Origin of the sequence: Gilliamella sp. App4-10, assembly GCF_001690495.1 — a bacterium.
Lineage (GTDB): Bacteria > Pseudomonadota > Gammaproteobacteria > Enterobacterales > Orbaceae > Gilliamella > Gilliamella apicola_G.
This window is the reverse complement of record NZ_LZGS01000025.1, coordinates 1-24,772: the sequence shown is the minus strand read 5'-3', so window position 1 is coordinate 24,772 and position 24,772 is coordinate 1. Positions and strand designations below refer to the sequence as shown.

Genomic DNA, 24,772 nt, shown 5'->3' with positions numbered 1-24,772 from the left:
ACAATGCATTAGCTATTGTGACTTTGAAAATTTGCAAATAATGGCCTGCATAATGCGAGCAAGTTTTTAAGTAATAATTAATCGTATTTTATCCATTACAATCACTTAATATTTCATCATGCCAAAATCGCATTACATAATAGAAATTAGTTATTGCAATCAAAATAATAATCTTATAATTTATTCAAATTTTCGAGTATAATATAGTTACTAGCTTATCTTAATAATTGTAAACATGTTTAGATTTTATCATAAAAAAATAAACATGGATTAATTTTCAATCTATCAAACAAAAGTTACTTCGATTTTTATATAAATTGTTACCTGTTTCAATATAGAAGTTTCTATTTAATTCTGCATTTGGGATTGTAGTTCAACATATAATGTTTAACTTGGAGAAAGGAAATGTATTTATTAGAAATGACGCCAAAATTTTTGTTAGCATTAATTATTTTACTTGTTTATGTGAAGTTGTCAGGCAAAAGCCAAATTGCGCCAATGTCCCAGCTTGATCAGGTTGGTAGCATGGTAATTGGTGCTCTGGTTGGGGGCGCATTACTTAGCCCAACAGTATCGCCTTGGCAATCCGCTGGGTTAGTCGCTATTTGGGCGGGTTTACTGGTTTTAATTCGTTTTATCAAATCTAAAAACTCACGCCTACGCGATGCCATAGATGGCGAACCAATCCAATTAGTGAAAAATGGACATTTAATAACAGATAATTTTATAAAAGCCAACTTACCGGTAAGAGATTTTGAAACTTTAGTGAATATACAAGGTATAGCTTCATTTGATGAATTAAAAGAAGTTTGGTATGAACTCAATGGTTCTTTAACCCTAATCAAAAAAGGCGATAAAGATATCGCTGTGCTTATCATTGAAAATGGCGGCATTAGTCATGATAATCTTGATCAACTCAAAAAAGATGAAGATTGGGTTAAACGTGAAATTTCAAAACAAGGTTATGAAAAAATAGAAGATATTTTTTGTGCTGAATGGTTTGATAATAAGTTACTTATTTATCCTTATGATGCGATTCGTGAAGGTAAAAAATAACCATTATCCCTTTTCTAGGGTGGAGTAATCCACCCATTTTTTAGATTGATTAATTAGATTTATGTTTTGATTAACGCAGTTGGCTATCTTTACTACCACGGCGGTTATATAAACTTGTCGCTTTAGCCAATTGCTTATCGAGTTCTTGTTGGCAAGATACGCAATATTGTACGCCGGGTAATGCCGCTCTTCTGGCTGCGGCAATAGGTTCTCCACACTCAATACAAAAATGAGCGCTAGTGGTACTGTGATTGAGTTGTCGTCTTGCATTTTCGATAGCATCGGCAATAGTGCCTTCGATTTGTTGATTAACGGCATCGTCAGATGCCCATCCACTTGCCATAAATGTATCCTTTTTATAACTGGAATAGTTGATTAATGATATGGTGTTTTTTTTGAACATTTTCAAGTAAGATGTTAACTAATGGTAACTCATTTTAATGATAATGCTGATGTTAGGTAAAAATAAAGTCATTATTAAATCGGAGATTATTATGCAGCAATATGAACAAGCAACATTTGCAGGCGGTTGTTTTTGGTGTATGGTAAAACCCTTTGATCAGTATGAAGGGGTGATTAAAGTTGTATCGGGGTATACCGGTGGTCATGTTGCAAGCCCAACTTACCAGCAAGTCTGTTCAGGTACAACAGGGCACACCGAAGCAGTCCTCATTACGTTTGATCCCAAACTTATCAGCTATAAAAAATTGCTTGAAATCTTTTGGCAACAAATCGATCCAACCGATTCTCAAGGGCAATTTGCTGATCGTGGAAATTCTTACCGCCCAGCTATTTTTTATCACAATGAATATCAACATAAACAAGCATTAGCGTCTAAACAAACGTTACAAGATAGTGGAAAGTTTGATAAGCCAATTGGTGTTGCGATAGAGCCTGCGGTGGCTTTTTATCCAGCTGAAGACTATCACCAAAATTATTACACTAAACAGCCTCAACAATACAACCAATATTACCAATTATCAAGGCGATCTGATTTTTTGGCTCAACATTGGCAAAAATCAAATAAAGGATGAATTAATAATGCAAAACTACCCACAATACAGTAGTAAACAAAAATGGATCCATTGGTTAACCGTAATACTGGTTGTATTAACGTTTTTATTGATGATGTTTAAAGTGACGTTGTCACAATATTTGGGTGGTATATTTACTATTTATGTATTGCACAAATCCTTTGGTATGCTGATTTTTGTAATAACAATATGGCGGTTTTTCGTCATTAAAAGACAAGGCGTTCCTGATGGTTTGCCAAGGAATCAAAAACTACAGCGTATTTTATCAAAAGCAACGCAAGGATTTATTTACATTTTATTAATTATTGTACCGCTTTCAGGCTACTTGATGAGCAGCAGATCACTGAATATTTTTGGTATCATCTCTATACCTGCCATTGATATGCCAAATGAAACTTATCTATTATTTCATAAAATTCACCAAGTTTGTTCATATTTATTTTTAGTTTTACTTATCATACATATAGTTGGTGCTTTGTATCATTATTTTTGGATTAAAGATAAAGTGTTGCAATCGATGTTAAATCGAAATTAATCACCATTAATTAAAATAAACAACATTAAATAACATAACGAGAAGGTGGCTTATGAATAAAACGATGAAAGAAAAAGCTCTATCCATATTAACACCTATGCAATATTATGTAACTCAAAAAAATGGGACAGAACCGCCGTTCGAAAATGAATTTAACGCCAATCATCAAGAAGGACTATATGTTGACATTGTATCTGGTGAACCGTTATTTACTTCATTAGATAAATTTGATTCAGGATGTGGCTGGCCCAGTTTTGCTAAACCGATAGAAAAGGGCAATATCGTTGAAAAAAAAGACACCAGTTTTGGTATGCGACGTACTGAAGTACGCTCCATGAATGCTGATTCTCATCTTGGGCATGTTTTTAATGATGGTCCAAAAGCCCTAGGAGGCTTGCGCTATTGCATCAACTCGGCCTCTTTACGATTTATACCTAAAGATGAACTAGAAGATGAAGGCTATGGGCAGTATTTAAAGCTATTTGACAAAGAGTAAATAAACACGGACAGAATAAACGTAACAAAATAAAAAATCCTATCATCTAAGATGATAGGATTAATAAAACCTTAACGAGTCTAATTCTTTCGTTTAAATAGAATATAACTAATCAACAAAAATACAAAACTGGTTATTAGCGATCCAATAATAGGATAAATACCTATTACAATACTCACTTGAGCAAACAAATTATCGGCAATATAAAACAAGAAACCAAAGCTAATGCCAATCAGCACCCGAATTCCCATTGACACGCTGCGTAGCGGACCAAAGATGAACGACAACGCTAGCAACATCATCACCGCAACGGATACTGGTTTGATAATCTTTTTCCAAAACAGCAAATCATAATATTTGGTATCTTGTCCTGAATTTTTGAGATATTGTGAATACTGATAAAGTCCCGAAGCCGACAACGAGTCAGGATCAAACGCTACAATACTTAATTTATCAGGAGTAATATTCGTTTTCCAAGGGATGGAGACCATATTGACACCCACTACTTTATTGGGCACCGTTAGCTCATTTTTTTCGACTTGCGACAAAGTCCAACTATCGTTTTCATAAACACCATAGGCGGCGTGGGTAATAGATAGTAGCTTATTATCATCGACCGAATAAATATAAACATTAGAAATTGAATTATCGTTATTCACATGCCCAATAAATACATAATCTTTACCATCTTTTGCCCAAAGACTACCTTGTTCGGCCATTAACGAATTACCATAAAGTTTTTCAGAACGCATATTGCGTGCAGTTTGTTCACTAACCGGCGCAACCCATTCACCAATCGCCATGGTAATTAACACTAATGGTAAAGCGGTTTTCATCACCGCAAACGCAATTTTAAAACGGCTAAAGCCCGAGGTTTCCATTACAATTAACTCACTGCGTGATGCCAGCAAGCCCAAACCAATTAAAGCTCCTAACAGTGCTGCCATAGGAAAGAACACTTCTAAATCTTTTGGCACCATTAACAGGGTATAAATACCCACCGAAAACGCATCATAATCAACTTTAATTTTTCGTAGCTGATCAATAAAACGGATAATACCCGACAAACTAATAAGTAAAAAAAGGCTAACACCAATGGTGCTTAAAATAGTTTTACCGATATAACGATCTAAAATCGAAAACACGCTTTTCTCCTTAAGAAGCCGTATATTTTAAGCGAAGTTTACGCATAAATAGGTTATCCCAACAATTCAAAATTAACGCCAATACAAAATATCCTAAATTCAGCATATAGAACCATAATTCGGGATCTAATCGACCTTTACCCGCATTAGCTTTGATGGAACTGGCCGACAAAAAGTAAACCAAATAAAGTAGTAAAGCCGGTAAAACTTGTGCAAGGCGTCCTTGGCGTGGGTTAGATACACTCAGTGGAATAACTAAAAATGCCATCAATGGCACCGAAACAATCAACGTTACACGCCAATAAAATTCTGCATTAGCTTTAGGCGTATTAATGTTGGTCAGTGCTAATAACCCCAGCTGCTGAACATCCACTTTGTCTGAGCCCTCGTTGGTATTTAACTCTTTGGGTTTAATGATGCCTAAATAATTATGAAAGTTTGAAATCCGAAAATCTTTTAATTGCGCAGTGCCTTCATAACGATTGGCATTTTCAAGAGTGATGATTTGATTACCTTCATTATCATGCCCAGTCTTACCTTTATTGGCAATAATAATAGAAGGTCGTTGATTTGCTTTTGGTTTAATTTGAGCAATAAACACATTTTCTAAATTATTATTATTCACATTACCAATATAAATCACCGAATTACCATCAGGTGTTTGTTGAAATTGCCCAGCTAACAACCCCGCTAAACTAGGGTTTATCTTAGCATTGGCAAGCAACTGATCTTGCTTAACGTTAGACCAAGGACCAAACCAAAGCGAATTGAGTGCCGTTAATATGCAGGTTAAAATACAAAGAAAAAGCACCACTTGATAAGTCAAATTCTTTTTAACTCCGCAAGCATGCATTGCCACCATTTCGCTGTCAGAATAAAGGCGCCCAAAGGTAACTAATACACCAAGAAAAAGGCTCAACGGCAAAATAAGATCAGCCATATTCGACACGCCCAAAACTAACAACGGCATAATTAATTCACGGGGGATTGAACCGTCAATCGCACTCGACAAAATTCTAATTAATTTTTGAGAAAAGAAAATCAGCAATAAAATAAACAATATTGCCCCTTGGGTTTTCAATGTCTCTTTAACTAAATATCGACGAATTATCACATTTTACCTATACATGTTGGCACAAAATCAGATTATTATAATCTGATTTGTTTGGTTTTAGTTATCTTTTTGTTGCTATCTAACAATGAACCGATAGAATATTAACAATCTCTACCCATTCACAAATGAGAAGCATTATGAAATTTCAAATAAAAAACAGCGCTATTATAACCAAACAAAAAACAGAGTGTTTAGTTATTTCAATTGATTCAGGAAAAAGCCAGTCTGATTTTGTTAAAGATATCGATAAATCAACCAATGGCTTAGTTAGTGAACTTATCAAATCAGGCGACATAAGTGGTGAACTGGGTCAAACCACCTTGTTATATCCAAACAGTAATAGCTTAAAACAAAAGATCTTATTTGTTGGATGTGGCAAAAACAAAGATTTTGACTTAATTCAAGCTACAAAAGTTATTCAAGCGGTCATAAAAGAGTTACTTGCTAAAAAAATTAAAAATATTACCTGGGATTTATTTGCGTTCAATAAAGTAAATAGCCTTGAAGTTGCCAAACAACTGCCACAAATTGTGAGTGACATAACTTATCGATTTGATGAATTTAAAACTACGAAAACCCCAGTACCTAGCCTAACTAACGTCACATTATTAATCCACGACAAAAAAGCATTATCAGCTTTAACTGATAACTTGTTGCAAGGGCAAATTATTGCGAATGCCATTGCGACAACAAAAACGATTGCCAATATGCCATCAAATGTTTGTAATGCAAAATACTTAGCCGAACAAGGCAAACAGCTTGGCAAATTACACTCATCATTAAAAGTTACCTGCCTTGGCGAAAACGAGCTGGCAAAATTAAACATGAATGCCTATTTAGCCGTCGGACGTGGATCGCAAAATGAATCAATCATGACAGTGATGGAATACCAAGGCGCTAAAGATAAAAAAGACCAACCCTATGTCTTAGTCGGCAAAGGGCTAACGTTTGATTCAGGGGGAATATCCATCAAACCATCTGCTGGCATGGACGAAATGAAATACGACATGTGTGGCGCGGCGACCGTTTATGGCGTTATGCAAGCTGTAGCTGAACTCAAATTACCTATTAACGTGGTTGGCATCATGGCGGGTTGTGAAAATATGCCCGACGGCAACAGTTATCGCCCTGGTGACATACTCACCACCATGTCAGGCACCACGGTTGAAGTCATTAACACCGATGCCGAAGGGCGCTTAGTATTGTGTGATGCGTTAACTTATGTTGAACGTTACAATCCAAAAACTGTTATTGACATTGCCACCTTAACAGGCGCTTGTATCGTTGCGTTGGGTCATCACTACACCGGGGTAATGGGTAACAACGACAAGCTAATTGCTCAATTGATAGCATCTTCCAACAAATCGGGCGACAAAGCATGGGCTCTGCCAATTGATAGTGAGTTCCAAGAACAAATCAAATCAACTTGTGCTGATATTGTCAACGCAGGTGGACGTGATGGTGGCACCATTACCGCTGCTTGCTTCTTATCACGCTTTACCGAAAAATATCAATGGGCACATTTAGATATTGCCGGCACTGCATGGAAGTCGGGCGGGCAAAAAGGCGCAACAGGTCGCCCAGTTGCGATGTTGATTCAATATCTACAAGATCAATAAAACGAGCTAAGAATTTATGAAAAAAGTGATCTTCTATTTACTTGAAAACCAAACAGAAGCCAACGAATCGGGCATGCTATTTTATGAAAAGCTAGCATGCCAAAAGATAGTTAAAGCCTGGCACGCCAAACAGCGCGTGCTAGTTGCTTGTCAAGATCAGGCTCAAGCCGAGCGAATAGATGAATACCTTTGGCAACTCGATACCGCCAGTTTTGTACCACACAATTTAGCTGGCGAAGGCATGAAAGGGGGATCTCCCGTTGAAATCTGCTGGCCAGAAAAACGCAGTAGTAGCACTCGCCAGTTGTTGATTAATTTACAAGAACAATTTCCGGAATTTGCTGGTGTTTATTATGATATTATTGATTTTGTGCCAGTTAATGAACGACTAAAGTCACTTGCAAGGGCAAGATATAAGTTATATAAAGAGGCCGGATTTAATCTTAAAACGATTCCAATCACTTGCGAATAAATTAGGTGGAGAGCTTGTTTATTTTTTGCAGTTTCCTCCTCTAAAAAACATAAAGAAAAAACAAATAAAATCAAATCATTATCTGAATTTTTTAGCGGTTAAATTTACGCATTATCGAAAAAATACAAACCTGTCAACCATCTTTATTGTTAAATGAAAAGTGATAAAAACAGAAATCTAAAAAGCCATAAAAAAGGTTATTGAAAACAAAAATCCTATTTTTACCATCGAGTTTAACAAATATTTCTTAATTTTTGGGTTTAAATAATGTGTTGTCATCCCAATCAAATTCTTAAAATGAATGATTACAAAACGTGAATTAACCTAGTTTTGACCAGTTTTGGTTAGAGATTATTATCTGTATTACTATTGCTAGTTATGTTACCGAGAAAGTGCGAGAAAATGGTAAGGAAAAATATTAATGAATAGGTTTGCATAGTTAATGACTACCATAATGGAATAGCAACAAGGATAACTTCATTTTTTGTAGTTGAGAATAATAGTGTTTTGTTTGCCAACAGCAAATTTTGACTTGTAGCAGTTTAATTTGTATTGCTTAGTATTGCATCAATTATTGTCTGTATAAAGATTATTTTGCCAGTTTATGGTATGATTAGCGTCAAATTCAAAGGCAATGAGTTATGGTGATTATGAGTTATCAAGTTCTGGCACGCAAATGGCGACCAAAATCATTTTCTGAGGTTGTGGGGCAGCAACATGTTCTTAAAATTCTGTCTAATGCACTTTCGCTTGGGCGAGTTCATCATGCTTATCTGTTTTCGGGCACTCGAGGTGTAGGTAAAACGTCGATTGCGCGCTTGTTAGCAAAAGGACTGAATTGTGAAACTGGCATTACTGCAACGCCGTGTGGGATTTGTGATAATTGTCGTGATATTGAGCAAGGCAGATTTGTCGATCTGCTCGAGATCGACGCTGCATCGCGTACCAAGGTCGAAGATACGCGCGAAATCCTTGATAATATCCAATATTTACCAACCAAAGGACGTTTTAAGGTTTATTTGATTGACGAAGTGCATATGTTGTCGCGAAGTAGTTTTAATGCACTCCTTAAAACCTTAGAAGAGCCACCTGAGCATGTTAAGTTTTTATTGGCGACTACAGATCCACAAAAATTACCTATAACGATATTGTCACGCTGTTTGCATTTGCATTTAAATGTACTTGATACAGCGTTAATTGGTCAGCAACTTGAGCATATTTTACAATTAGAGCAAATCAATAACGATCCCAAAGCCATTGCGTTATTAGCTAAAGCTGCTAATGGCAGTATGCGTGATGCGCTTAGTTTAACTGATCAAGCCATTGCCCTTGGCAACGGTAAGGTTGATACCGAATCGGTGGCGGTCATGCTTGGCACGCTGGATAAGTCAATTCCGTTTACTATTATTGAAGCTTTGCATAATGGTGATGGTAATGCCTTAATGCAACAAATTGAAGCGGCCGCCGTGCAAGGTATTGATTGGGATAATTTGTTAGCTGAAACTATCACCTTGTTGCATCAAATTGCGTTATTGCAAGTAGTGCCAAGTGCATTGGGCGATTATACCGATAACGAAGTACGTATCCGTTTTTTAGCGCAATATATGGCGCCCAACGATGTGCAGTTGTTTTATCAAATTTTGTTAATGGGTCGTAAAGAACTTGCTTTTTCACCCGATAAAAAAATTGGCGTTGAAATGAGCTTTTTGCGTGCCTTGGCTTTTATGCCAAAGGCGGTTGATGCGAAACCACAACCAACGGTGCAGACGAGAACGAATAAGCAAGCAGAAATTAATAATCAGGTTGTAAATCAAGTTAAAAAACAAACTCAAATTCAACAATCTCAATCTACACACACCATAAGTGCACTGCATGTCAGCCCGCCACTTAATCACGCTGAGCAGATTGCGTCACAACCAAAGGCAAGTTCGTCTTTATTATCACCAAAGGAACAAAGTCAGCACCAAGAAACAAGCGATTTGGCAACCGTTGCACCTTCAAAAGCAAAGCAAACAACTGCAGCCAAACCGGCAACGGCTGATCTAACTATTCCCGATGAAGTTTCGTCGATGACCAAAAGTATTTTAGAAATGCGTATGCAGTTGATGAACGGGGAACAAAATTCAAAAAAGTCTGAAACGGTTGAGGTGCATCAACCTAAAAACTCAACCATGCATGAATCATTGGCGCGAATTAAACATAACACCACGCCAGTAAGCGATGATAATACTGATAGTCATAATAGTAGTTGCGATAATAATGTAGAAGAAATTACCGCTGAAAATTATCAATGGCAAGCCAGTGGTTTAATTGCTATGAAGGAAGAGCTAGTGATTGATACTAAGGCCTTTCGTGAGTCACTTAATGGCAGTAAAACGCCTGAAATGATCCAAAAACTAATTACCGAAATGGCACAAAAAGATGCTTGGTGTGCCGAAATTGAACAATTGGATTTGTCGCCGTTGATTAAGCAAATCGTAGTTAATTCTGCGTTTGAAAAAGTGGATAATAACACTATTGTGCTGCATATGCGTTCGGCAGTTAAACATTTGATTAATTCAATAAATAATGTGACTAAAGTGCAAAGAGCTCTTTGTGAACATCGTAAGAAAGAGCTTGATGTAAAGATTATTGTTGATGATAATCAAAACTATAAGACGCCAATTGAAATGCGCGACGAGTTGTATCAACAAAAATTGGCGCAAGCCAAAAAAAACATTGCTGAAGATCCAAAAGTGGCAATAATTTGTCGATATTTTGACGCCAAGATTGATGAAGCAAGTGTTCGTCCTGTATAATTATAGCTGTATTTTTTTTTATGAGGAATTATTATGTTTTCAGGTGGAAAAGGTGGTTTGGGCAATTTAATGAAACAAGCCCAACAAATGCAAGCAAAAATGCAAGAAGCACAAGAAGAGATCGCTAAATTAGAAGTGACTGGCGAATCGGGTGCTGGTTTAGTTAAAGTCACTATTAATGGTACACACAGCTGTAAGCGTGTCGAAATTGATCCATCTCTTATGACTGATGATAAAGAGATGTTAGAAGATCTTATTGCAGCGGCTTATAATGATGCGGCTCGCCGTTTAGATGAAGCTCAAAAAGAAAGAATGGCACAAGTTACCGGTGGTATACAATTACCACCAGGTTTTAAAATGCCGTTTTAAGTGTAGCTTATTTTGACAGTAGGCGGAAAGGCAAATTATATTTGCTTTCCGCTTTTTCCGTCAGAATTATTTCCCAATAAAGATAAAATCGTTTACTAGTTTTTCATTATCGTAAGTAATATCACTTAATCGTTTTTTGTAAATTTCACACAAATCATATATCGAAATTTCTTTGACTTTTACATTATCGAAATCGCTTATCTCCTTGCTTTCTCCTTTGGTAATGATCCAAACTTGTTTATTTTTGCCCGTTAATGGTATCGTTTTAGGGGTGATTCCGCCGTCATTTTTTTTAATATTGAAGGTTAGTTGTGCTTTTTGGTTCAGTTTATTGATGTAGTTTTCTATCTGTTCTTCTTTAAACGATTCAAAGTTTTTTGTAGCGTACAGTCATACATTACAGCTAAATTTTCGATAATAAAAAAACCATCGGCCTTACCCGCTTGATTATCACGATCAAATTGAAATATTTTGTTTAAACCAGTCACTTTTAATAAATCGAAGACGGCATCTTCAAACGCTAGTGGATCATCAATGTATTTGATCTGTTGGACTGAATTTATTAAACGTGTTTGATAGCCTTTGGCATCAATTTTATTTGCCAAAGATTTATTAGTAGACAAACTCTGTTCATTGTTTTCTGCTGCTTGATCGCTGATAATTTTGATATTTGTTGCAAATCGTTGACCGGAATCTTTTTCATTGGCAGTAAATGTCACTCGTAGACCTATTTCATCTATAGGTAAATTATCAAAATCCTTTTTAGCAAAATAATAATCCTTTCCTTCATCCAAAGCTCTTATAAATCCATAATAGGCATCTTCATTATTTTTATCTTTACAAAGTTTTTTTATTTGACTAATCATATATAACGCTCCTTAATGGAATAAATTATGTCTTCAAAGCATATTTCTTAATTATTGAATAATTACAACGTTTATAAACAAATTGACCATTTTTTACCGGTATTATATATAAATAGGCTCTATATATCATTTAGTTAAATGATATTGATGATAATTAATATTTGGTTTAACTGTCTATTTATACAGTTTTTCTTTATTATTTTTTTGCTATCAGGTAAACTACACCTTATTATTTGCTTATTAGTTACGCTTTATTATTAAGGATATATTGTGATTGGTCGTTTACGTGGCACCATTATTGAAAAGCAACCTCCTAAAGTACTGATTGAAGTCGCTGGCGTTGGTTATGACGTGTTTATGCCGATGACCTGTTTTTATGAATTGCCCGAAAACGGGCAAGAAGTCATTGTGTTAACCCATTTTGCCGTGCGTGAAGATGCGCAAGTATTGTATGGCTTTAATCAAGAACAAGAGCGTGAATTATTTCGTGAACTCATTAAAGTTAATGGCGTGGGGCCTAAATTGGCATTAGCCATTCTTTCGGGCATGTCAGCATCGCAATTTATTAATGCTGTTGAAGAAGGTGAAATTAAAAGCCTAGTTAAATTGCCGGGCGTGGGCAATAAAACCGCACAGCGATTAATTGTTGAAATGAAAGATCGCATTAAGCGTTGTTTTGGAGAACAATCATTAGGTTCTAGCTCGGTTATTGATACAAATATCGTTCAAAAATCGGCTAACCAAATTGAAGGTGAGGCGGTTTCGGCTTTAGTTGCATTAGGGTATAAGCCACAAGAAGCTAGCCGTATCATTAATAAGGTGATTAATCCTGACATGAATTGCGAAACGCTGATTCGTGAAGCTTTAAAATCAGCATTGTAAATAGGGATTGATTATGATTGAAGCGGATCGTTTGATTGCTCCACAAGTGCAAAAGGAAGAAGAATCATTAGATCGTGCCATTCGTCCTAAATATTTGGACGAATACATAGGTCAACCACAAGTTCGCGAACAGATGAAAATCTTTATTCAAGCTGCTAAACAGCGTAGTGATGCGCTCGACCATGTGCTTATATTTGGCCCTCCAGGACTTGGTAAAACAACGTTAGCCAATATTGTGGCCAACGAAATGAATGTTAATTTACGCACTACATCAGGCCCTGTGTTAGAAAAGGCCGGCGATTTAGCCGCCATGCTGACCAATTTAGAACCTAACGATGTACTGTTTATTGACGAAATCCACCGACTGTCCCCAGTAGTTGAAGAAATCCTATACCCTGCGATGGAAGACTACCAATTAGATATTATGATTGGCGAAGGACCAGCAGCGCGTTCAATTAAAATCGATCTTCCGCCTTTTACATTGATTGGCGCAACAACTCGTGCTGGATCGTTAACTTCACCGCTGCGGGATCGGTTTGGTATTGTGCAGCGCCTTGAATTTTATCGAGTTGAAGATTTGGAATATATTGTTAGCCGCAGTGCAAAATTTTTGGGAATGGATCTGTCAGACGAAGGCGCGCATTTAATTGCTAAACGTTCACGAGGTACACCGCGAATTGCAAATCGTCTTTTGCGCCGTGTACGCGATTATGCCGATGTAAAATCAAAAGGGATTATCGACAAAAAAATCGCAACTCAAGCGCTGGATATGCTCGATGTTGATAATGAGGGCTTTGATTATATGGATCGTAAATTGTTGCTGGCTATTATCGAAAAATTCATGGGCGGTCCAGTCGGATTAGATAATATTGCTGCTGCAATTGGTGAAGAGCGCGAAACGATAGAAGATGTTCTCGAACCGTTTTTAATTCAACAAGGTTATATTCAACGAACACCTCGTGGCAGAATCGCAACACCACATGCGTATCGCCATTTTGGCATTATTCAGGATAATTAGGTTAAGGTTGAGAGCGATTTAATGTGAATAAAAACGTGATTATTGGATGAATCACGTTTTTTATTACTAATTTTATATTACTAATTTTGACTTAACCGAGTTCTTTTTCAGTAAAAATCCCACTAAATAAATCGGTACTTAAATAACGCTCGCCAGAAGATGGCAAAATCACCACAATGGTTTTGCTGGCATATTCAGGTAATTTTGCTAAGCGATCCGCAGCAAAAACGGCAGCACCCGATGATATTCCAGCTAATATGCCTTCTTTTTCCATCAATTCGCGAGCTGTTTCGATAGCGTCTTCGTTTGATACTTTTTCGACTATATCAATTAAAGTTAAATCAAGATTTGCAGGAATAAAACCAGCTCCAATGCCCTGAATTTTATGCGGTCCTGGCTTAATAGTTTCGCCTGCTAGTGCTTGGCTAATGACGGGTGAATTGGTGGGTTCAACGGCAACCGCAGTAATATTTTTGCCTTGGTTTTTTTTGATATAACGCGTTACGCCAGTGAATGTACCACCCGTTCCGACACCAGCAATAAAAATATCGATTTGACCATCAGTATCTTGCCATATTTCGGGGCCCGTTGTTTTTTCGTGGATTTCTGGGTTAGCAGGATTACTAAATTGTTGTAGCATGAGGTTCTTTTTAGGATCACTTGCCACCATTTCTTCGGCTTTTTCGATTGCGCCTTTCATCCCTTTGGCTGCTTCAGTTAAAATTAAATTTGCACCTAAGGCTTTTAGCAGTTTTCGACGTTCAATGCTCATGCTTTCAGGCATGGTTAAAGTTAATTTATAGCCACGAGCAGCCGCAACAGCAGCAAGCGCAATACCTGTATTACCGCTTGTTGGTTCGATTAATTCAACATCAGAGGTTAATAAACCGCGCTTTTCTGCGTCCCAAATCATGTTCGAGGCAATTCGACATTTGACGCTAAAACTTGGATTACGGGACTCAATTTTGGCTAAAATATTACCATTACCAAAGTGTTTTAGACGAACAAGAGGCGTATAACCAATAGTTTGCGAGTTATCATCAAATATTCTACTCATGGATGAATCCTTATAAATGATTTAAAAACGGATAATCTTAGTAATTTTGTTATTATTATAAAGATAACTTAAAAAGATGATACTAATTAATAATTATAACAATATTCGTTTTGGACATAAGAATAGTATTGATAAAAGGGGTATGTTTTAACAAATATATAATAATTTGTATGCTATTTTTGTATTAAATTTCAATAAACAGGTGATCTCGCTTATCTGTGTTTAGATATTTTAATATTTGTTAAAATTAATTTATTGATTTTTATGTTGTATTAATCTAATTCAGTATTTTTATGAAATCCATCAATATCACATTCCATATCAAATTCAATTTTTTTAATCGCCTGTTCACAGCGGTAAATTCGGTTATCAAGTGTGGCTATTTTGCTTTGGTTAATAATTTCAGGTGATAGTTCTAGTTCGTATTTCATCTCTTGTAGTCGGCGCAAGTAATCTAAATGACGCATGTGTTTTTGGGCCAAAGTTTCTTCAATAATGGGTTGAGACTTTTTTTGGCGCAAGTTATGGGTCGCAAGTTCGCGAGTTAGGGCTGCCATTTGGTTGACTAATGTTTCTGATAAAAAAGTCATTTGTTCAATTTTTTCTGATTCGATATTCGCGACTAATGCTTGATAAGTTTGTTTGATTTTTTCAAGGTAAAACGTTTTGTCTGTCACTATTTTAGTTGTTTGAAACAGCTGCTCGTCAAAATAAGGCTCGTGAAATTGTTGCTCGTTTGTTAAATTGATTTGTTGTTCTAGTTTGTCAATTTGATTTTGTAGTGTTGTGAGTAAATTTGCCATTGTTGTTACCTTTTCTAATAAGGTGAGGAATCATCATCTTGTCCAAAATAATCTCCTAAGTGCAATTTCGCTAAATTGATAAGGGTCATAAAAGCTTCAAATGTTAATTTATTGTCTTTTGTGCTATGTTCGGCGATGATTTTTTTAGCAATTAACTTTATTTTTAATTGGTTATAACAATCAATTAAGTTAAGCGGAAGGGGGGATAGAGCGCGTTTGCCTAACCAAAATATTCCTTGTAGCGGCATGCTTAAGGTAAATAGTATGGTTATTACTGTTACCGCAATTTGTGCCGACATGTAATATTGCCAAAGTAGTAAGCCAATAATGATAGGGGGCAAGTATTTAGTTGCGGTTTTTATGTAATTAATGATTTTTAATTCAGGAAATGAATGAGCTAGTTGTTTGTCTATCGGGCAAAGCTTTATATATCTTTGTCCCGCTTTAAATGTATTTATTAAATTCATATTTTTGTGATTCCTCGACATTCACTTCTTATTATCTTAAAATAGTCCCATTCAAATTGGGGGCTCTCTTTATTCTATCTCAAAAAACAAGATATCAGAAGTCACCTTAGCGTAGTCACATTGATTTTAATCATGTGTTAAGTTACCAATTTTGATTGGTATATGTCTTTTTATTCAATTTATAGGAATTACTATGTCATCAAGTAATAACGCTCTTGTTCTTAATTGCGGAAGTTCATCATTAAAATTTGCCATTATCAACCCTGAAAATGGTGATGAGTTTTTATCTGGATTAGCTGAATGTTTTCATCTTCCTGATGCTCGTATTAAGTGGAAACTTGATGGTGTTAAGAACGAAGCTTCTTTAGGTGCTGGCGCAGCACACAGCGAAGCAATTCGTTTTATTGTTAATAGCATCTTCCCACAAAAACCAGAATTATTAGATAGTATAAAATCGATTGGTCACCGTATCGTTCATGGTGGCGAAAAATATACACAATCAGTGATTATTGATGATTCAGTATTAAAAGGAATCGAAGATGCCGCTGCATTTGCACCATTACATAACCCTGCGCATTTAATCGGTATTCGAGAAGCCTTTGCTGCCTTCCCACACTTAAAAACTAAAAACGTTGCTGTATTTGATACTGCATTCCATACCACAATGCCAAAAGAAGCTTATCTATATGCTCTTCCTAACGAACTTTATACTAAACATGGAGTTCGTCGTTATGGTGCCCACGGTACTAGTCATTATTATGTTAGTCGCGAAGCGGCAAGATTATTGAATAAACCAGTTGAAGAAACTAATGTGATCACTTGTCACTTAGGTAATGGTGCATCAATCACTGCCGTTAAAAATGGTAAATGTGTTGAAACTTCAATGGGCTTAACTCCACTTGAAGGTTTAGTCATGGGTACACGAAGTGGTGATATCGACCCAGCGATTATGTTCTTCTTACACGACAATTTAAAAATGTCGGTTGCTGATATTAATAATCTTTTAAACAAAAAATCAGGTTTATTAGGTTTGACAGGTGTAAGTAGCGACTGTCGTTATGTTACCGATAATTACGAAACAGATGAAAACGCTAAAAACGCTTTAGATGTGTTTGTTCATCGTTTAGTCAAATATATCGGTGGTTATGCAATGCTTTTAGACGGTCGTTTAGATGCTATCATATTTACTGGTGGTATCGGTGAAAACGCTGAAGAAGTGCGTCGTATGGCATTACAAAAATTAACTATTCTTGGTTTTGAACTTGATCAAGAGCGTAACTTAGCTGCGCGTTTTGGTAAAGGTGGCACAATCACTAAAGAGGGTTCAGCTATTGCGATGGTAATCCCAACTAATGAAGAGCTTGTCATTGCTCAAGATGCTGCGCGCCTAACTGCGTAATAAATATTTAAAACCGCCTAAATGGCGGTTTGTTTTTTATATAAAAAGAATTAAGAGGTAAAAATTATGTCTCGTACTATTATGCTCATTCCTACCGGTACCAACGTTGGTTTAACGGGGGTGAGTCTTGGTGTTATTCGAGCTATGGAGCGTCAAGGTATTAACTTAAACGTGTTCAAACCAGTAGCACAACCTAGAGCGGGTGGCGATGCGCCAGACAATACGACAACTTTAGTTAGTCATAACACTTCAATCCCAACACTAAAACCGCTTAAAATGAGCCATGTTGAAAACCTATTAGGTTTAAATCAACAAGATGTGTTAATGGAAGAAATCGTAGCCCTTTATGCTGAAAACACGAAAGGTGCTGATGTTGTTTTGGTTGAAGGGATTGTACCTACGTCTGATTATCCTTTTGCTAATGAACTCAATAATAATATTGCTAAAACACTTGGTGCCGAAATTATTTTTGTGGTCAATATGGGCAAAGATACGCCAGAGCAACTTAGAGATCGTATTGAAATTGCTCGATCTAACTTTGGTGGCATTAAAAACGAAAAAATCGTTGGTGTGATTGTTAATAAAGTCAATGCGCCAGTTGAAGAACAAAGTCTTGCTCGTCCTGATGTCGCTGAAATTTATCACACACCTAAATTTGATGATAAAAAAATCACTATCGATGATTTAAATGCACATAGTCCATTGCCAATACTTGGGTGTATTCCTTGGAATATGGATTTAAGTGCTTGTCGTTCTATTGATATTGCTAAACATTTTGACGCTAAAATTATTAATGAAGGTGATATCAAAAATCGCCGCATTAAACATATATCTTTTTGCTCACGTAGTGTGCCTAACATTATCAGTCATCTACAACCAAATGCACTGTTAGTGACTTCTGCTGATCGGGCTGATGTATTAGTGACGATTAGTTTAGCTGCTATGAATGGTGTGGCTATTGGTGGTGTACTTTTAACTGGTGGTTACGAAATCGACGAAAAAATCGCAAAATTATGCCAACCTGCTTTTGATACGGGGTTACCTGTATTTACAGTTAAAACTAACACTTTCCAAACGTCGATTAATTTACAACAATTCAATTTAGAAATCCCTGTGGATGATAAAGAACGTATGGAAAATACCCAAAATTATGTAGCTGACCATATCGATGCTAAATGGGTTAAATCATTAAATGAAGTGGTAAATTCTGCACGTCGTCTGTCTCCTCCTGCATTCCGTTACCAATTAACTGAACTTGCGCGTAATGCGAAAAAAGTAGTGGTATTACCAGAAGGTGATGAACCAAGAACAGTTAAAGCAGCAGCAATTTGTGCTGAGCGTAATATCGCTAAATGCGTATTAATTGGTAATCCGGACGAAGTGCGTAAAGTTGCCGCTTCTCAAGGCGTGAGTTTAGGTCAAGGTGTTGAAATTGTTGATCCTGAATTAATTCGTGAAAAATATGTACCTCGTTTAGTTGAATTACGTAAAAATAAAGGTATGACAGAAGTAATTGCTCGAGAGCAATTAGCTGATAATGTAGTACTTGGTACAATGATGCTTGAAGCAAATGAAGTTGATGGTTTAGTGTCAGGTGCTGTGCATACAACTGCTAATACTATCCGTCCACCATTACAATTAATTAAAACTGCCCCGGGTAGTTCACTTGTTTCATCAGTATTCTTTATGTTAATGCCTGATCAAGTGTATATTTATGGCGACTGCGCAATTAATCCAGATCCAAATGCACAAGAGTTAGCCGAAATTGCGATTCAATCAGCTGATACAGCAATTGCCTTTGGTATTGAACCACGCGTTGCGATGATCTCTTACTCAACAGGTAGCTCGGGTCAAGGTGCTGATGTTGAAAAAGTGAAAGAAGCAACTCGCATTGCTCAAGAAAAACGTCCAGATCTTATGATCGATGGTCCATTGCAATATGATGCCGCGGTAATGCCAGATGTAGCAAAATCGAAAGCGCCAAATTCACAAGTAGCAGGTAAAGCAACAGTATTTATCTTCCCTGATCTTAATACAGGTAATACGACATATAAAGCTGTACAACGTTCAGCCGATCTTGTTTCGATTGGTCCTATGCTACAAGGTATGCGTAAACCTGTTAATGATTTGTCTCGTGGTGCATTAGTTGACGATATTGTCTACACCATTGCATTAACCGCAATTCAATCAGCACAAGAACAAAACGCTGCAAAATAAGTTTAGCAAAACGTTCTAACTATAGATAAAAGGTGATGTAATATCACCTTTTTTTAATTAAATTTAGTCAAGTAATGAGCTTTAACAGCTTGAGTTATAACGATTCAGTTTTAAAGTATTTTGTTTTAGAAATTTGAGACAAAGTTTTCAAAAACTTATTTTAAGTCAAATCCAAGCATTCAAAGTTGATAAAAACAATAAATAATAAAAATTTATAAATGATTTTATCCCTCCATGTTGGTTTTTAATAGTGTTAATAACATTTTCATAAATTGTTCTTTATCACCTTGTAGTGTTGAAAAAAAATCTTTATCTATTTGTTCAACCAAAGGTACAGTTTCATTTGCTTTATTCAATCCTTTTTGTGTTAATTGAATGGATTTTGCTCGACTATCTTTAATTGAGCAAGAGCGTTTTATATAATCCTTTTTTTCTAAATTCTCTAATATTTGGGACATTGTCATCACATCGATATTTGTTTTATTTGATAAAATAACTTGTGTTATTTCGTCTGGTTGCTGTGATAGATAAGCAAGCGTTGCAAGCACTATAAATTGAGGATGAGTGATAGACTGTTTTTTCAAGCAATTTTTGATATTCGTATGCCAGGACGAATAAGTTTTCATAAAAATAAAACCAATAGATTCAGAATCAGTTTGGAATTGAGTCAAAAACTTATTGTCCTTTGTCATAATTTACCCTTCAACTAAGCCATTTAATTTGTAAGTTTTATCAATAATATCATCTGAAATCTGTTTTATAAAATCATAGGATGCTTTAGTATCCATTTTTGGATCCGGTTTTAGAGAAATTTCTGATTTTAATGCATATTGATTATGCGATATTTCAATAATTTGATGTGAGAAAAACAGTAAACCTATTTCAGGCATATCAAATTGTTCTGTAAATTCTTGCTCATCAATAATCTTTGATAAAGTCACTTCCATTTTCGGTATATTTTGTAATTTGAAAATACCTTTAGCCCCTGTTTTTAAGTTACCAAATATACGAAAGTCTTCAAGATCAGTTTCCCATAATTTTCTTAAATTAAGATCAGTATAGTATTGCCAAATTTGAGTTGGTTTAGCTTTGGTTGGTAATATGAAAGAAATTGAAATGGTATTCATAGAGCCTCCTTTTGGTAAGTTAACTTATTATAAGTTTACTTATTAATTAAGTAAAGAGAATTCAATTTTTTTGATTTGTTGACTTATCACAAGGTTGGTTTGATGACCATGATATTGAATTCTGTAATAAGATGATTTCAAAATTATTAATAATATAAAATATTTATAATTGTTTTTAATTAATGCTCTCAATTTATTTGGTAAATGGTACAATATCACCCTGATTTTGTATTAGTTCATAGTTTAGGAATAAAATTGATGAAAAAAGACATCCACCAACAGCGCATATTAATCCTCGATTTTGGTTCACAAGTTACTCAATTAATTGCTCGACGTATTCGTGAAATTGGTGTGTACTGTGAACTTTGGCCGTGGGATGTATCAGAAGAGAAAATCAAACAATTTAATCCTAAAGGTATTATTCTATCAGGAAGTCCAGAAAGTACCACAGAAGCTAATAGTCCACGAGCTCCACAATATGTCTTTAATGCTGGTGTACCTGTTTTGGGTATCTGTTATGGCATGCAAACTATGGCCATTCAAGTTGGTAAGGGGGGGCAAGTGACTGGTTCTAACCAACGTGAATTTGGTTATGCTAAAGTGGATCTTGTGGGATCGTCAAAATTAACTGATGGCATATTGGATAGCACAAGCGAAAAAGGTATTCATCAACTTGATGTTTGGATGAGCCACGGTGACAAAGTAACAGCCTTGCCTGACTGTTTTACTCTGATTGGTCGTACTGAAACTTGCCCATTTGCTATTATGGCTAATGACGAAAAACAATTTTATGGAGTTCAATTCCATCCAGAAGTGACTCATACAGTTAAAGGTTTCGAGTTATTGCAACGTTTTGTGATTGATATCTGTCACTGCGAAAAACTTTGGACACCATCTTCAATTATTACCGATGCTATTGCTCGAATTAAAGAACAGGTTGGTAATGACAAAGTCTTACTCGGTTTATCGGGTGGGGTAGATTCTTCTGTTACAGCATTGTTATTGCATCAAGCGATTGGTGATCAGTTAACTTGTGTCTTTGTTGATCATGGCTTATTACGCTTGAACGAAGCACAACAAGTTATGGAGATGTTTGGTAATAAATTTGGCTTAAATATTATTGCCGTAAATGCCGAAGAGCGTTTTTTAGCTGCACTAAAAGGTGAAGCAGATCCCGAAGCGAAACGCAAAATTATTGGACGTGAATTTGTTGCTGTATTTGATGAAGAAGCAGCAAAGTTAAAAGAGGTAAAATGGTTAGCTCAAGGCACTATCTATCCTGATGTTATTGAATCGGCAGCTGCTGATACCGGCAAAGCCCATGTAATTAAATCACATCATAATGTTGGTGGCTTACCCGAAGATATGAAAATGGGCTTGGTCGAACCTTTGAGAGAACTATTTAAAGACGAAGTTCGCAAAGTGGGCTTAGAACTTGGGCTACCTTATGACATGCTTTATCGTCACCCATTTCCAGGACCAGGCTTAGGTGTGCGGGTACTTGGTGAAGTAAAGAAAGAATATTGTGACTTATTACGCAAAGCCGATGCCATTTTTATTGAAGAGCTATATAAGGCAGATTTATACCACAAAGTCAGCCAAGCTTTTACCGTATTTTTACCAGTACGCTCTGTTGGCGTAATGGGTGACGGTCGAAAATATGACTGGGTCGTTTCACTGCGTGCTGTTGAAACCATCGATTTTATGACCGCACATTGGGCTCATTTACCTTATGACTTCTTAGGGCGAGTATCCAATCGAATCATCAACGAAGTCAATGGTATTTCTCGTGTCGTATATGATATAAGCGGAAAACCACCGGCGACTATAGAATGGGAATAGCTAACCGTTCCTAAAACTGGTTTAAAAATTTTAAAAAAAACAGCCTAAAAACAGGCTGTTTTTTTATTTTATAAATACCAAAAATGAGAAGCTAGTTGGTTGGAGCCATTTCTAAAATAGAATCACTAAAAAACAGAGTATTTGCCACGATAAAAAGCATTTAAATATAAATAAATCAGAAAGTATGCAAATTGTATCAACAAAAGTGACTGATTTTTGTCAAAAGTTTCAAGAAATACTTATGTTTTAGCAAAGACTGCATACTTAACCTAATAGAAAACATGCAACCTATATATTCTTTTGAGCATATTCAGTAATGACAAGCAAAAAACTATTAATATCAAATCGACAACAATAACAGAATAGCCAGTATTGGACTAAAGAGCGATTCGAATCTATGAAAGAAATATATAAATTGCTTTTTGAAATTGATAATGAAAAAGGGGAAAGTTAAATGAGTAGAATGTTATCAAACCGGAGACGAGTTAAGCCACGTATTAAAAATAATCAAACTCCTTCCACCAAAATAAAACTCAAATTTTAAGCAAAAAATCGGTCAGGAAAAGTATTGATTTTATTGAGGTTTTTTTGCAAAAAATTTGTTTATTTTGAAGTTGTTAGCATTTAAAGAGCTATTCGATGATATCATTTTTACCCTCATTTTATCTCACTAATAAAAGATAGATTTAAGGTAATCACTTTAAAGGCTTTTTAGGTAAGGCTTTAGAATGGTACGCTTAGGTGGACTCTAACCACTGCCCCCCCACTATGTTAAAATTAGGTTCTAACACTAAAAATAATGATATAATTCAATTAATTATTTGCTTTTAACTGTAAGAAAAAACAGGGGTTTAGGGAGTGTTATAGATATCAATAACTTAAACGAGTTTTACCCCCGCTTAAATTACGATTTGGATGTGCGGAACTTCAACCCATTCGGTATGGTTTTTGGTATAAAATTTAGTTGATTTTTCATCGCTATGAGCCATTCTAGCTTGAGAGTTTATTCCTCTATGTGTATAGGGAACAGCAGATAAATCAACATTCATTAGACAGCAAGCCCGGTTTATCCCTATGTGTATAGGGAACACTGAATGGAAATACAGATGGCATCAATCTTTAACGGTTTATCCCTATGTGTATAGGGAACACGATATCCATATCGCCGACGAGCGGGAAAATGTCGGTTTATCCCTATGTGTATAGGGAACACACCCTCGAATTTAAACCATGTTATTTCGTTAGCGGTTTATCCCTATGTGTATAGGGAACACTTCCATTCCGTTTTCAAAAAATGGGAAATAGTCGGTTTATCCCTATGTGTATAGGGAACACAAACATTATTTTAACATTCATTCTATTTACTCCGGTTTATCCCTATGTGTATAGGGAACACGATTGGAGTATAAGGACAACCTTTTAGGTAACCGGTTTATCCCTATGTGTATAGGGAACACTAATTCTAAATGCGACCTCACCATTTTCATTACGGTTTATCCCTATGTGTATAGGGAACACGGCCACCACTTGATATATGTCTTGTACAGTTTCGGTTTATCCCTATGTGTATAGGGAACACACAGCTCAGCAGAGTAAAAACACGTATCAACGCGGTTTATCCCTATGTGTATAGGGAACACTCCCTCAACTCATTAACCACCTTTAAAACCTCCGGTTTATCCCTATGTGTATAGGGAACACGTTCCCGGCAACTTAATTACATAAATATCACACGGTTTATCCCTATGTGTATAGGGAACACCATACTGCCATCGGATGACTGGTGATCGATTTCGGTTTATCCCTATGTGTATAGGGAACACAACCGCTATCAGTTCAAGACATAGCGCGCAAACGGTTTATCCCTATGTGTATAGGGAACACTCCAATTATAACACATTGTTTTATTATTAAAATATTTAACACCAAATTTCCACCAACTTTTTCAATGATTTTAATAATAACAATGATTTTATAATGCATTGTTTTTATTAAAGTAATATTAGAATAAAATAGAGGGAATATTAGGATTTTTCATTCTACCAATTAATCTTTAAATTTCATATAGTTATAGCACAGTCAGCAATAAAACTGAGCTTTTCTTTATTAAAAAAGACGGAATTTCTAGTTAACATATCCAGAAATCTATACCGCTTCAGCATAAAATTATTTTTCATTTAACAGGTTAAAAAATGTACTTAATAAAGTATAGCGTTGCTTAAATCGCTTTTTAAATAAAGGCGTTAAGCAGCTACCAGATACTCGTTTAGTTAACAGATATTATTGATATTAAGCAAAAGTATTGATTAAAAAGGTTAACGTTGCGTTAAAATGGTTTATACTCTGTTTCCATTATCGTTTATGCTTAAAACAATACTATAAATAACGATAAGCCAATCACCTCATTAACAATAAAATATAGAGATTTTAGGGAAAATAGGAAAACAATATGGACA

General features: G+C 35.8%; 22 protein-coding genes, 1 pseudogene and 1 CRISPR repeat array. Of the genes and pseudogenes, 13 read left to right on the top strand and 10 right to left on the bottom strand.

The window, feature by feature from the left end; genetic code table 11:
* The first annotated feature begins 405 nt into the window (after positions 1 to 405).
* Positions 406 to 1,056 carry a DUF421 domain-containing protein gene (locus A9G23_RS03865; protein WP_065586363.1) on the top strand — a complete coding sequence of 217 codons (651 nt, stop codon included), beginning with the start codon at positions 406 to 408 and terminating at the stop codon, positions 1,054 to 1,056.
* 70 nt (positions 1,057 to 1,126) lie between these two features.
* On the opposite strand, the gene A9G23_RS03860 is transcribed toward A9G23_RS03865, so the two are convergent.
* Positions 1,127 to 1,399 carry a DksA/TraR family C4-type zinc finger protein gene (locus A9G23_RS03860; protein WP_065586362.1) on the bottom strand — a complete coding sequence of 91 codons (273 nt, stop codon included), beginning with the start codon at positions 1,397 to 1,399 and terminating at the stop codon, positions 1,127 to 1,129.
* A gap of 151 nt (positions 1,400 to 1,550) precedes the next feature.
* Here A9G23_RS03860 and msrA point away from each other — a divergent pair, with 151 nt between their 5' ends.
* The 3 genes from msrA (at position 1,551) to msrB (ending at position 3,121) form a co-directional block, all read left to right on the top strand.
* On the top strand, positions 1,551 to 2,090 hold the full coding sequence (gene msrA, locus A9G23_RS03855; protein ID WP_065586378.1) for a peptide-methionine (S)-S-oxide reductase MsrA: 540 nt from the start codon (positions 1,551 to 1,553) through the stop codon (positions 2,088 to 2,090).
* A gap of 7 nt (positions 2,091 to 2,097) precedes the next feature.
* Positions 2,098 to 2,625 (top strand): cytochrome b, encoded by a 528-nt coding sequence (locus A9G23_RS03850; protein ID WP_065586361.1) that lies wholly within the window; start codon positions 2,098 to 2,100, stop codon positions 2,623 to 2,625.
* Positions 2,626 to 2,689: 64 nt separating this feature from the next.
* On the top strand, positions 2,690 to 3,121 hold the full coding sequence (gene msrB, locus A9G23_RS03845) for a peptide-methionine (R)-S-oxide reductase MsrB (protein ID WP_065586377.1): 432 nt from the start codon (positions 2,690 to 2,692) through the stop codon (positions 3,119 to 3,121).
* A gap of 80 nt (positions 3,122 to 3,201) precedes the next feature.
* Here the strand turns inward: msrB and lptG are convergent, their stop codons facing one another.
* Positions 3,202 to 4,266: an LPS export ABC transporter permease LptG gene (lptG, locus tag A9G23_RS03840; protein WP_065586360.1), complete on the bottom strand. Its 1,065-nt coding sequence runs from the start codon at positions 4,264 to 4,266 to the stop codon at positions 3,202 to 3,204.
* Between the two features lie 10 nt (positions 4,267 to 4,276).
* On the bottom strand, positions 4,277 to 5,380 hold the full coding sequence (gene lptF, locus A9G23_RS03835; RefSeq protein WP_065586359.1) for an LPS export ABC transporter permease LptF: 1,104 nt from the start codon (positions 5,378 to 5,380) through the stop codon (positions 4,277 to 4,279).
* A 137-nt stretch (positions 5,381 to 5,517) separates the two neighbouring features.
* Here lptF and A9G23_RS03830 point away from each other — a divergent pair, with 137 nt between their 5' ends.
* The 4 genes from A9G23_RS03830 to A9G23_RS03815 all read left to right on the top strand — a co-directional run bounded on the left by A9G23_RS03830 (position 5,518) and on the right by A9G23_RS03815 (position 10,638).
* Complete coding sequence (locus A9G23_RS03830) at positions 5,518 to 6,999, top strand: leucyl aminopeptidase (RefSeq protein ID WP_065586358.1); 1,482 nt, start codon at positions 5,518 to 5,520, stop codon at positions 6,997 to 6,999.
* Between the two features lie 16 nt (positions 7,000 to 7,015).
* Positions 7,016 to 7,471 carry a DNA polymerase III subunit chi gene (locus tag A9G23_RS03825; protein ID WP_065586357.1) on the top strand — a complete coding sequence of 152 codons (456 nt, stop codon included), beginning with the start codon at positions 7,016 to 7,018 and terminating at the stop codon, positions 7,469 to 7,471.
* Positions 7,472 to 8,121: 650 nt separating this feature from the next.
* Entirely contained in the window at positions 8,122 to 10,269 is a 2,148-nt protein-coding gene (gene dnaX, locus A9G23_RS03820; protein WP_065586376.1) for a DNA polymerase III subunit gamma/tau, read from the top strand.
* A 33-nt stretch (positions 10,270 to 10,302) separates the two neighbouring features.
* Positions 10,303 to 10,638: a YbaB/EbfC family nucleoid-associated protein gene (locus A9G23_RS03815; RefSeq protein WP_065586356.1), complete on the top strand. Its 336-nt coding sequence runs from the start codon at positions 10,303 to 10,305 to the stop codon at positions 10,636 to 10,638.
* A gap of 344 nt (positions 10,639 to 10,982) precedes the next feature.
* Here the strand turns inward: A9G23_RS03815 and A9G23_RS03810 are convergent, their stop codons facing one another.
* Complete coding sequence (locus A9G23_RS03810) at positions 10,983 to 11,504, bottom strand: hypothetical protein (RefSeq protein WP_065586355.1); 522 nt, start codon at positions 11,502 to 11,504, stop codon at positions 10,983 to 10,985.
* Between the two features lie 270 nt (positions 11,505 to 11,774).
* Here A9G23_RS03810 and ruvA point away from each other — a divergent pair, with 270 nt between their 5' ends.
* Both ruvA and ruvB read left to right on the top strand, forming a co-directional pair.
* Positions 11,775 to 12,386 (top strand): Holliday junction branch migration protein RuvA, encoded by a 612-nt coding sequence (gene ruvA / locus A9G23_RS03805; RefSeq protein WP_065586354.1) that lies wholly within the window; start codon positions 11,775 to 11,777, stop codon positions 12,384 to 12,386.
* A gap of 13 nt (positions 12,387 to 12,399) precedes the next feature.
* Positions 12,400 to 13,404: a Holliday junction branch migration DNA helicase RuvB gene (ruvB, locus tag A9G23_RS03800; RefSeq protein WP_065586353.1), complete on the top strand. Its 1,005-nt coding sequence runs from the start codon at positions 12,400 to 12,402 to the stop codon at positions 13,402 to 13,404.
* A gap of 91 nt (positions 13,405 to 13,495) precedes the next feature.
* On the opposite strand, the gene cysK is transcribed toward ruvB, so the two are convergent.
* The 3 genes from cysK to yfbV all read right to left on the bottom strand — a co-directional run bounded on the left by cysK (position 13,496) and on the right by yfbV (position 15,731).
* Positions 13,496 to 14,461 carry a cysteine synthase A gene (gene cysK, locus A9G23_RS03795; protein ID WP_065586352.1) on the bottom strand — a complete coding sequence of 322 codons (966 nt, stop codon included), beginning with the start codon at positions 14,459 to 14,461 and terminating at the stop codon, positions 13,496 to 13,498.
* 272 nt (positions 14,462 to 14,733) lie between these two features.
* Positions 14,734 to 15,264, bottom strand: a complete 531-nt coding sequence (priC, locus tag A9G23_RS03790) for a primosomal replication protein PriC (RefSeq protein WP_065586351.1) — start codon at positions 15,262 to 15,264, stop codon at positions 14,734 to 14,736.
* A gap of 14 nt (positions 15,265 to 15,278) precedes the next feature.
* Positions 15,279 to 15,731 (bottom strand): terminus macrodomain insulation protein YfbV, encoded by a 453-nt coding sequence (gene yfbV / locus A9G23_RS03785; protein WP_065586350.1) that lies wholly within the window; start codon positions 15,729 to 15,731, stop codon positions 15,279 to 15,281.
* Between the two features lie 193 nt (positions 15,732 to 15,924).
* Here yfbV and A9G23_RS03780 point away from each other — a divergent pair, with 193 nt between their 5' ends.
* On the top strand, positions 15,925 to 17,130 hold the full coding sequence (locus A9G23_RS03780; RefSeq protein WP_065586349.1) for an acetate kinase: 1,206 nt from the start codon (positions 15,925 to 15,927) through the stop codon (positions 17,128 to 17,130).
* Positions 17,131 to 17,196: 66 nt separating this feature from the next.
* The gene (gene pta / locus A9G23_RS03775; RefSeq protein ID WP_065586348.1) at positions 17,197 to 19,347 is read left to right on the top strand and encodes a phosphate acetyltransferase; all 2,151 of its coding nucleotides are present in this window, start codon (positions 17,197 to 17,199) and stop codon (positions 19,345 to 19,347) included.
* A 224-nt stretch (positions 19,348 to 19,571) separates the two neighbouring features.
* Here pta and A9G23_RS03770 read toward each other — a convergent pair whose 3' ends face one another.
* Together A9G23_RS03770 and A9G23_RS03765 are read right to left on the bottom strand one after the other, a co-directional pair.
* Positions 19,572 to 20,039 carry a MarR family winged helix-turn-helix transcriptional regulator gene (locus A9G23_RS03770; RefSeq protein WP_065586347.1) on the bottom strand — a complete coding sequence of 156 codons (468 nt, stop codon included), beginning with the start codon at positions 20,037 to 20,039 and terminating at the stop codon, positions 19,572 to 19,574.
* 3 nt (positions 20,040 to 20,042) lie between these two features.
* Positions 20,043 to 20,474: a hypothetical protein gene (locus tag A9G23_RS03765; protein ID WP_065586346.1), complete on the bottom strand. Its 432-nt coding sequence runs from the start codon at positions 20,472 to 20,474 to the stop codon at positions 20,043 to 20,045.
* Positions 20,475 to 20,732: 258 nt separating this feature from the next.
* On the opposite strand from A9G23_RS03765, the gene guaA reads away from it, so the two are divergent.
* Positions 20,733 to 22,316, top strand: a complete 1,584-nt coding sequence (gene guaA, locus A9G23_RS03760; protein WP_065586345.1) for a glutamine-hydrolyzing GMP synthase — start codon at positions 20,733 to 20,735, stop codon at positions 22,314 to 22,316.
* Positions 22,317 to 23,215: 899 nt separating this feature from the next.
* Here guaA and A9G23_RS11865 read toward each other — a convergent pair.
* Positions 23,216 to 23,326 (bottom strand): annotated as a pseudogene (locus A9G23_RS11865) (integrase); the annotation flags it as partial.
* Positions 23,327 to 23,378: 52 nt separating this feature from the next.
* A CRISPR array of direct repeats spans positions 23,379 to 24,200; the repeat unit is 29 nt; unit sequence CGGTTTATCCCTATGTGTATAGGGAACAC.
* Between the last annotated feature and the right edge of the window lie 572 nt (positions 24,201 to 24,772).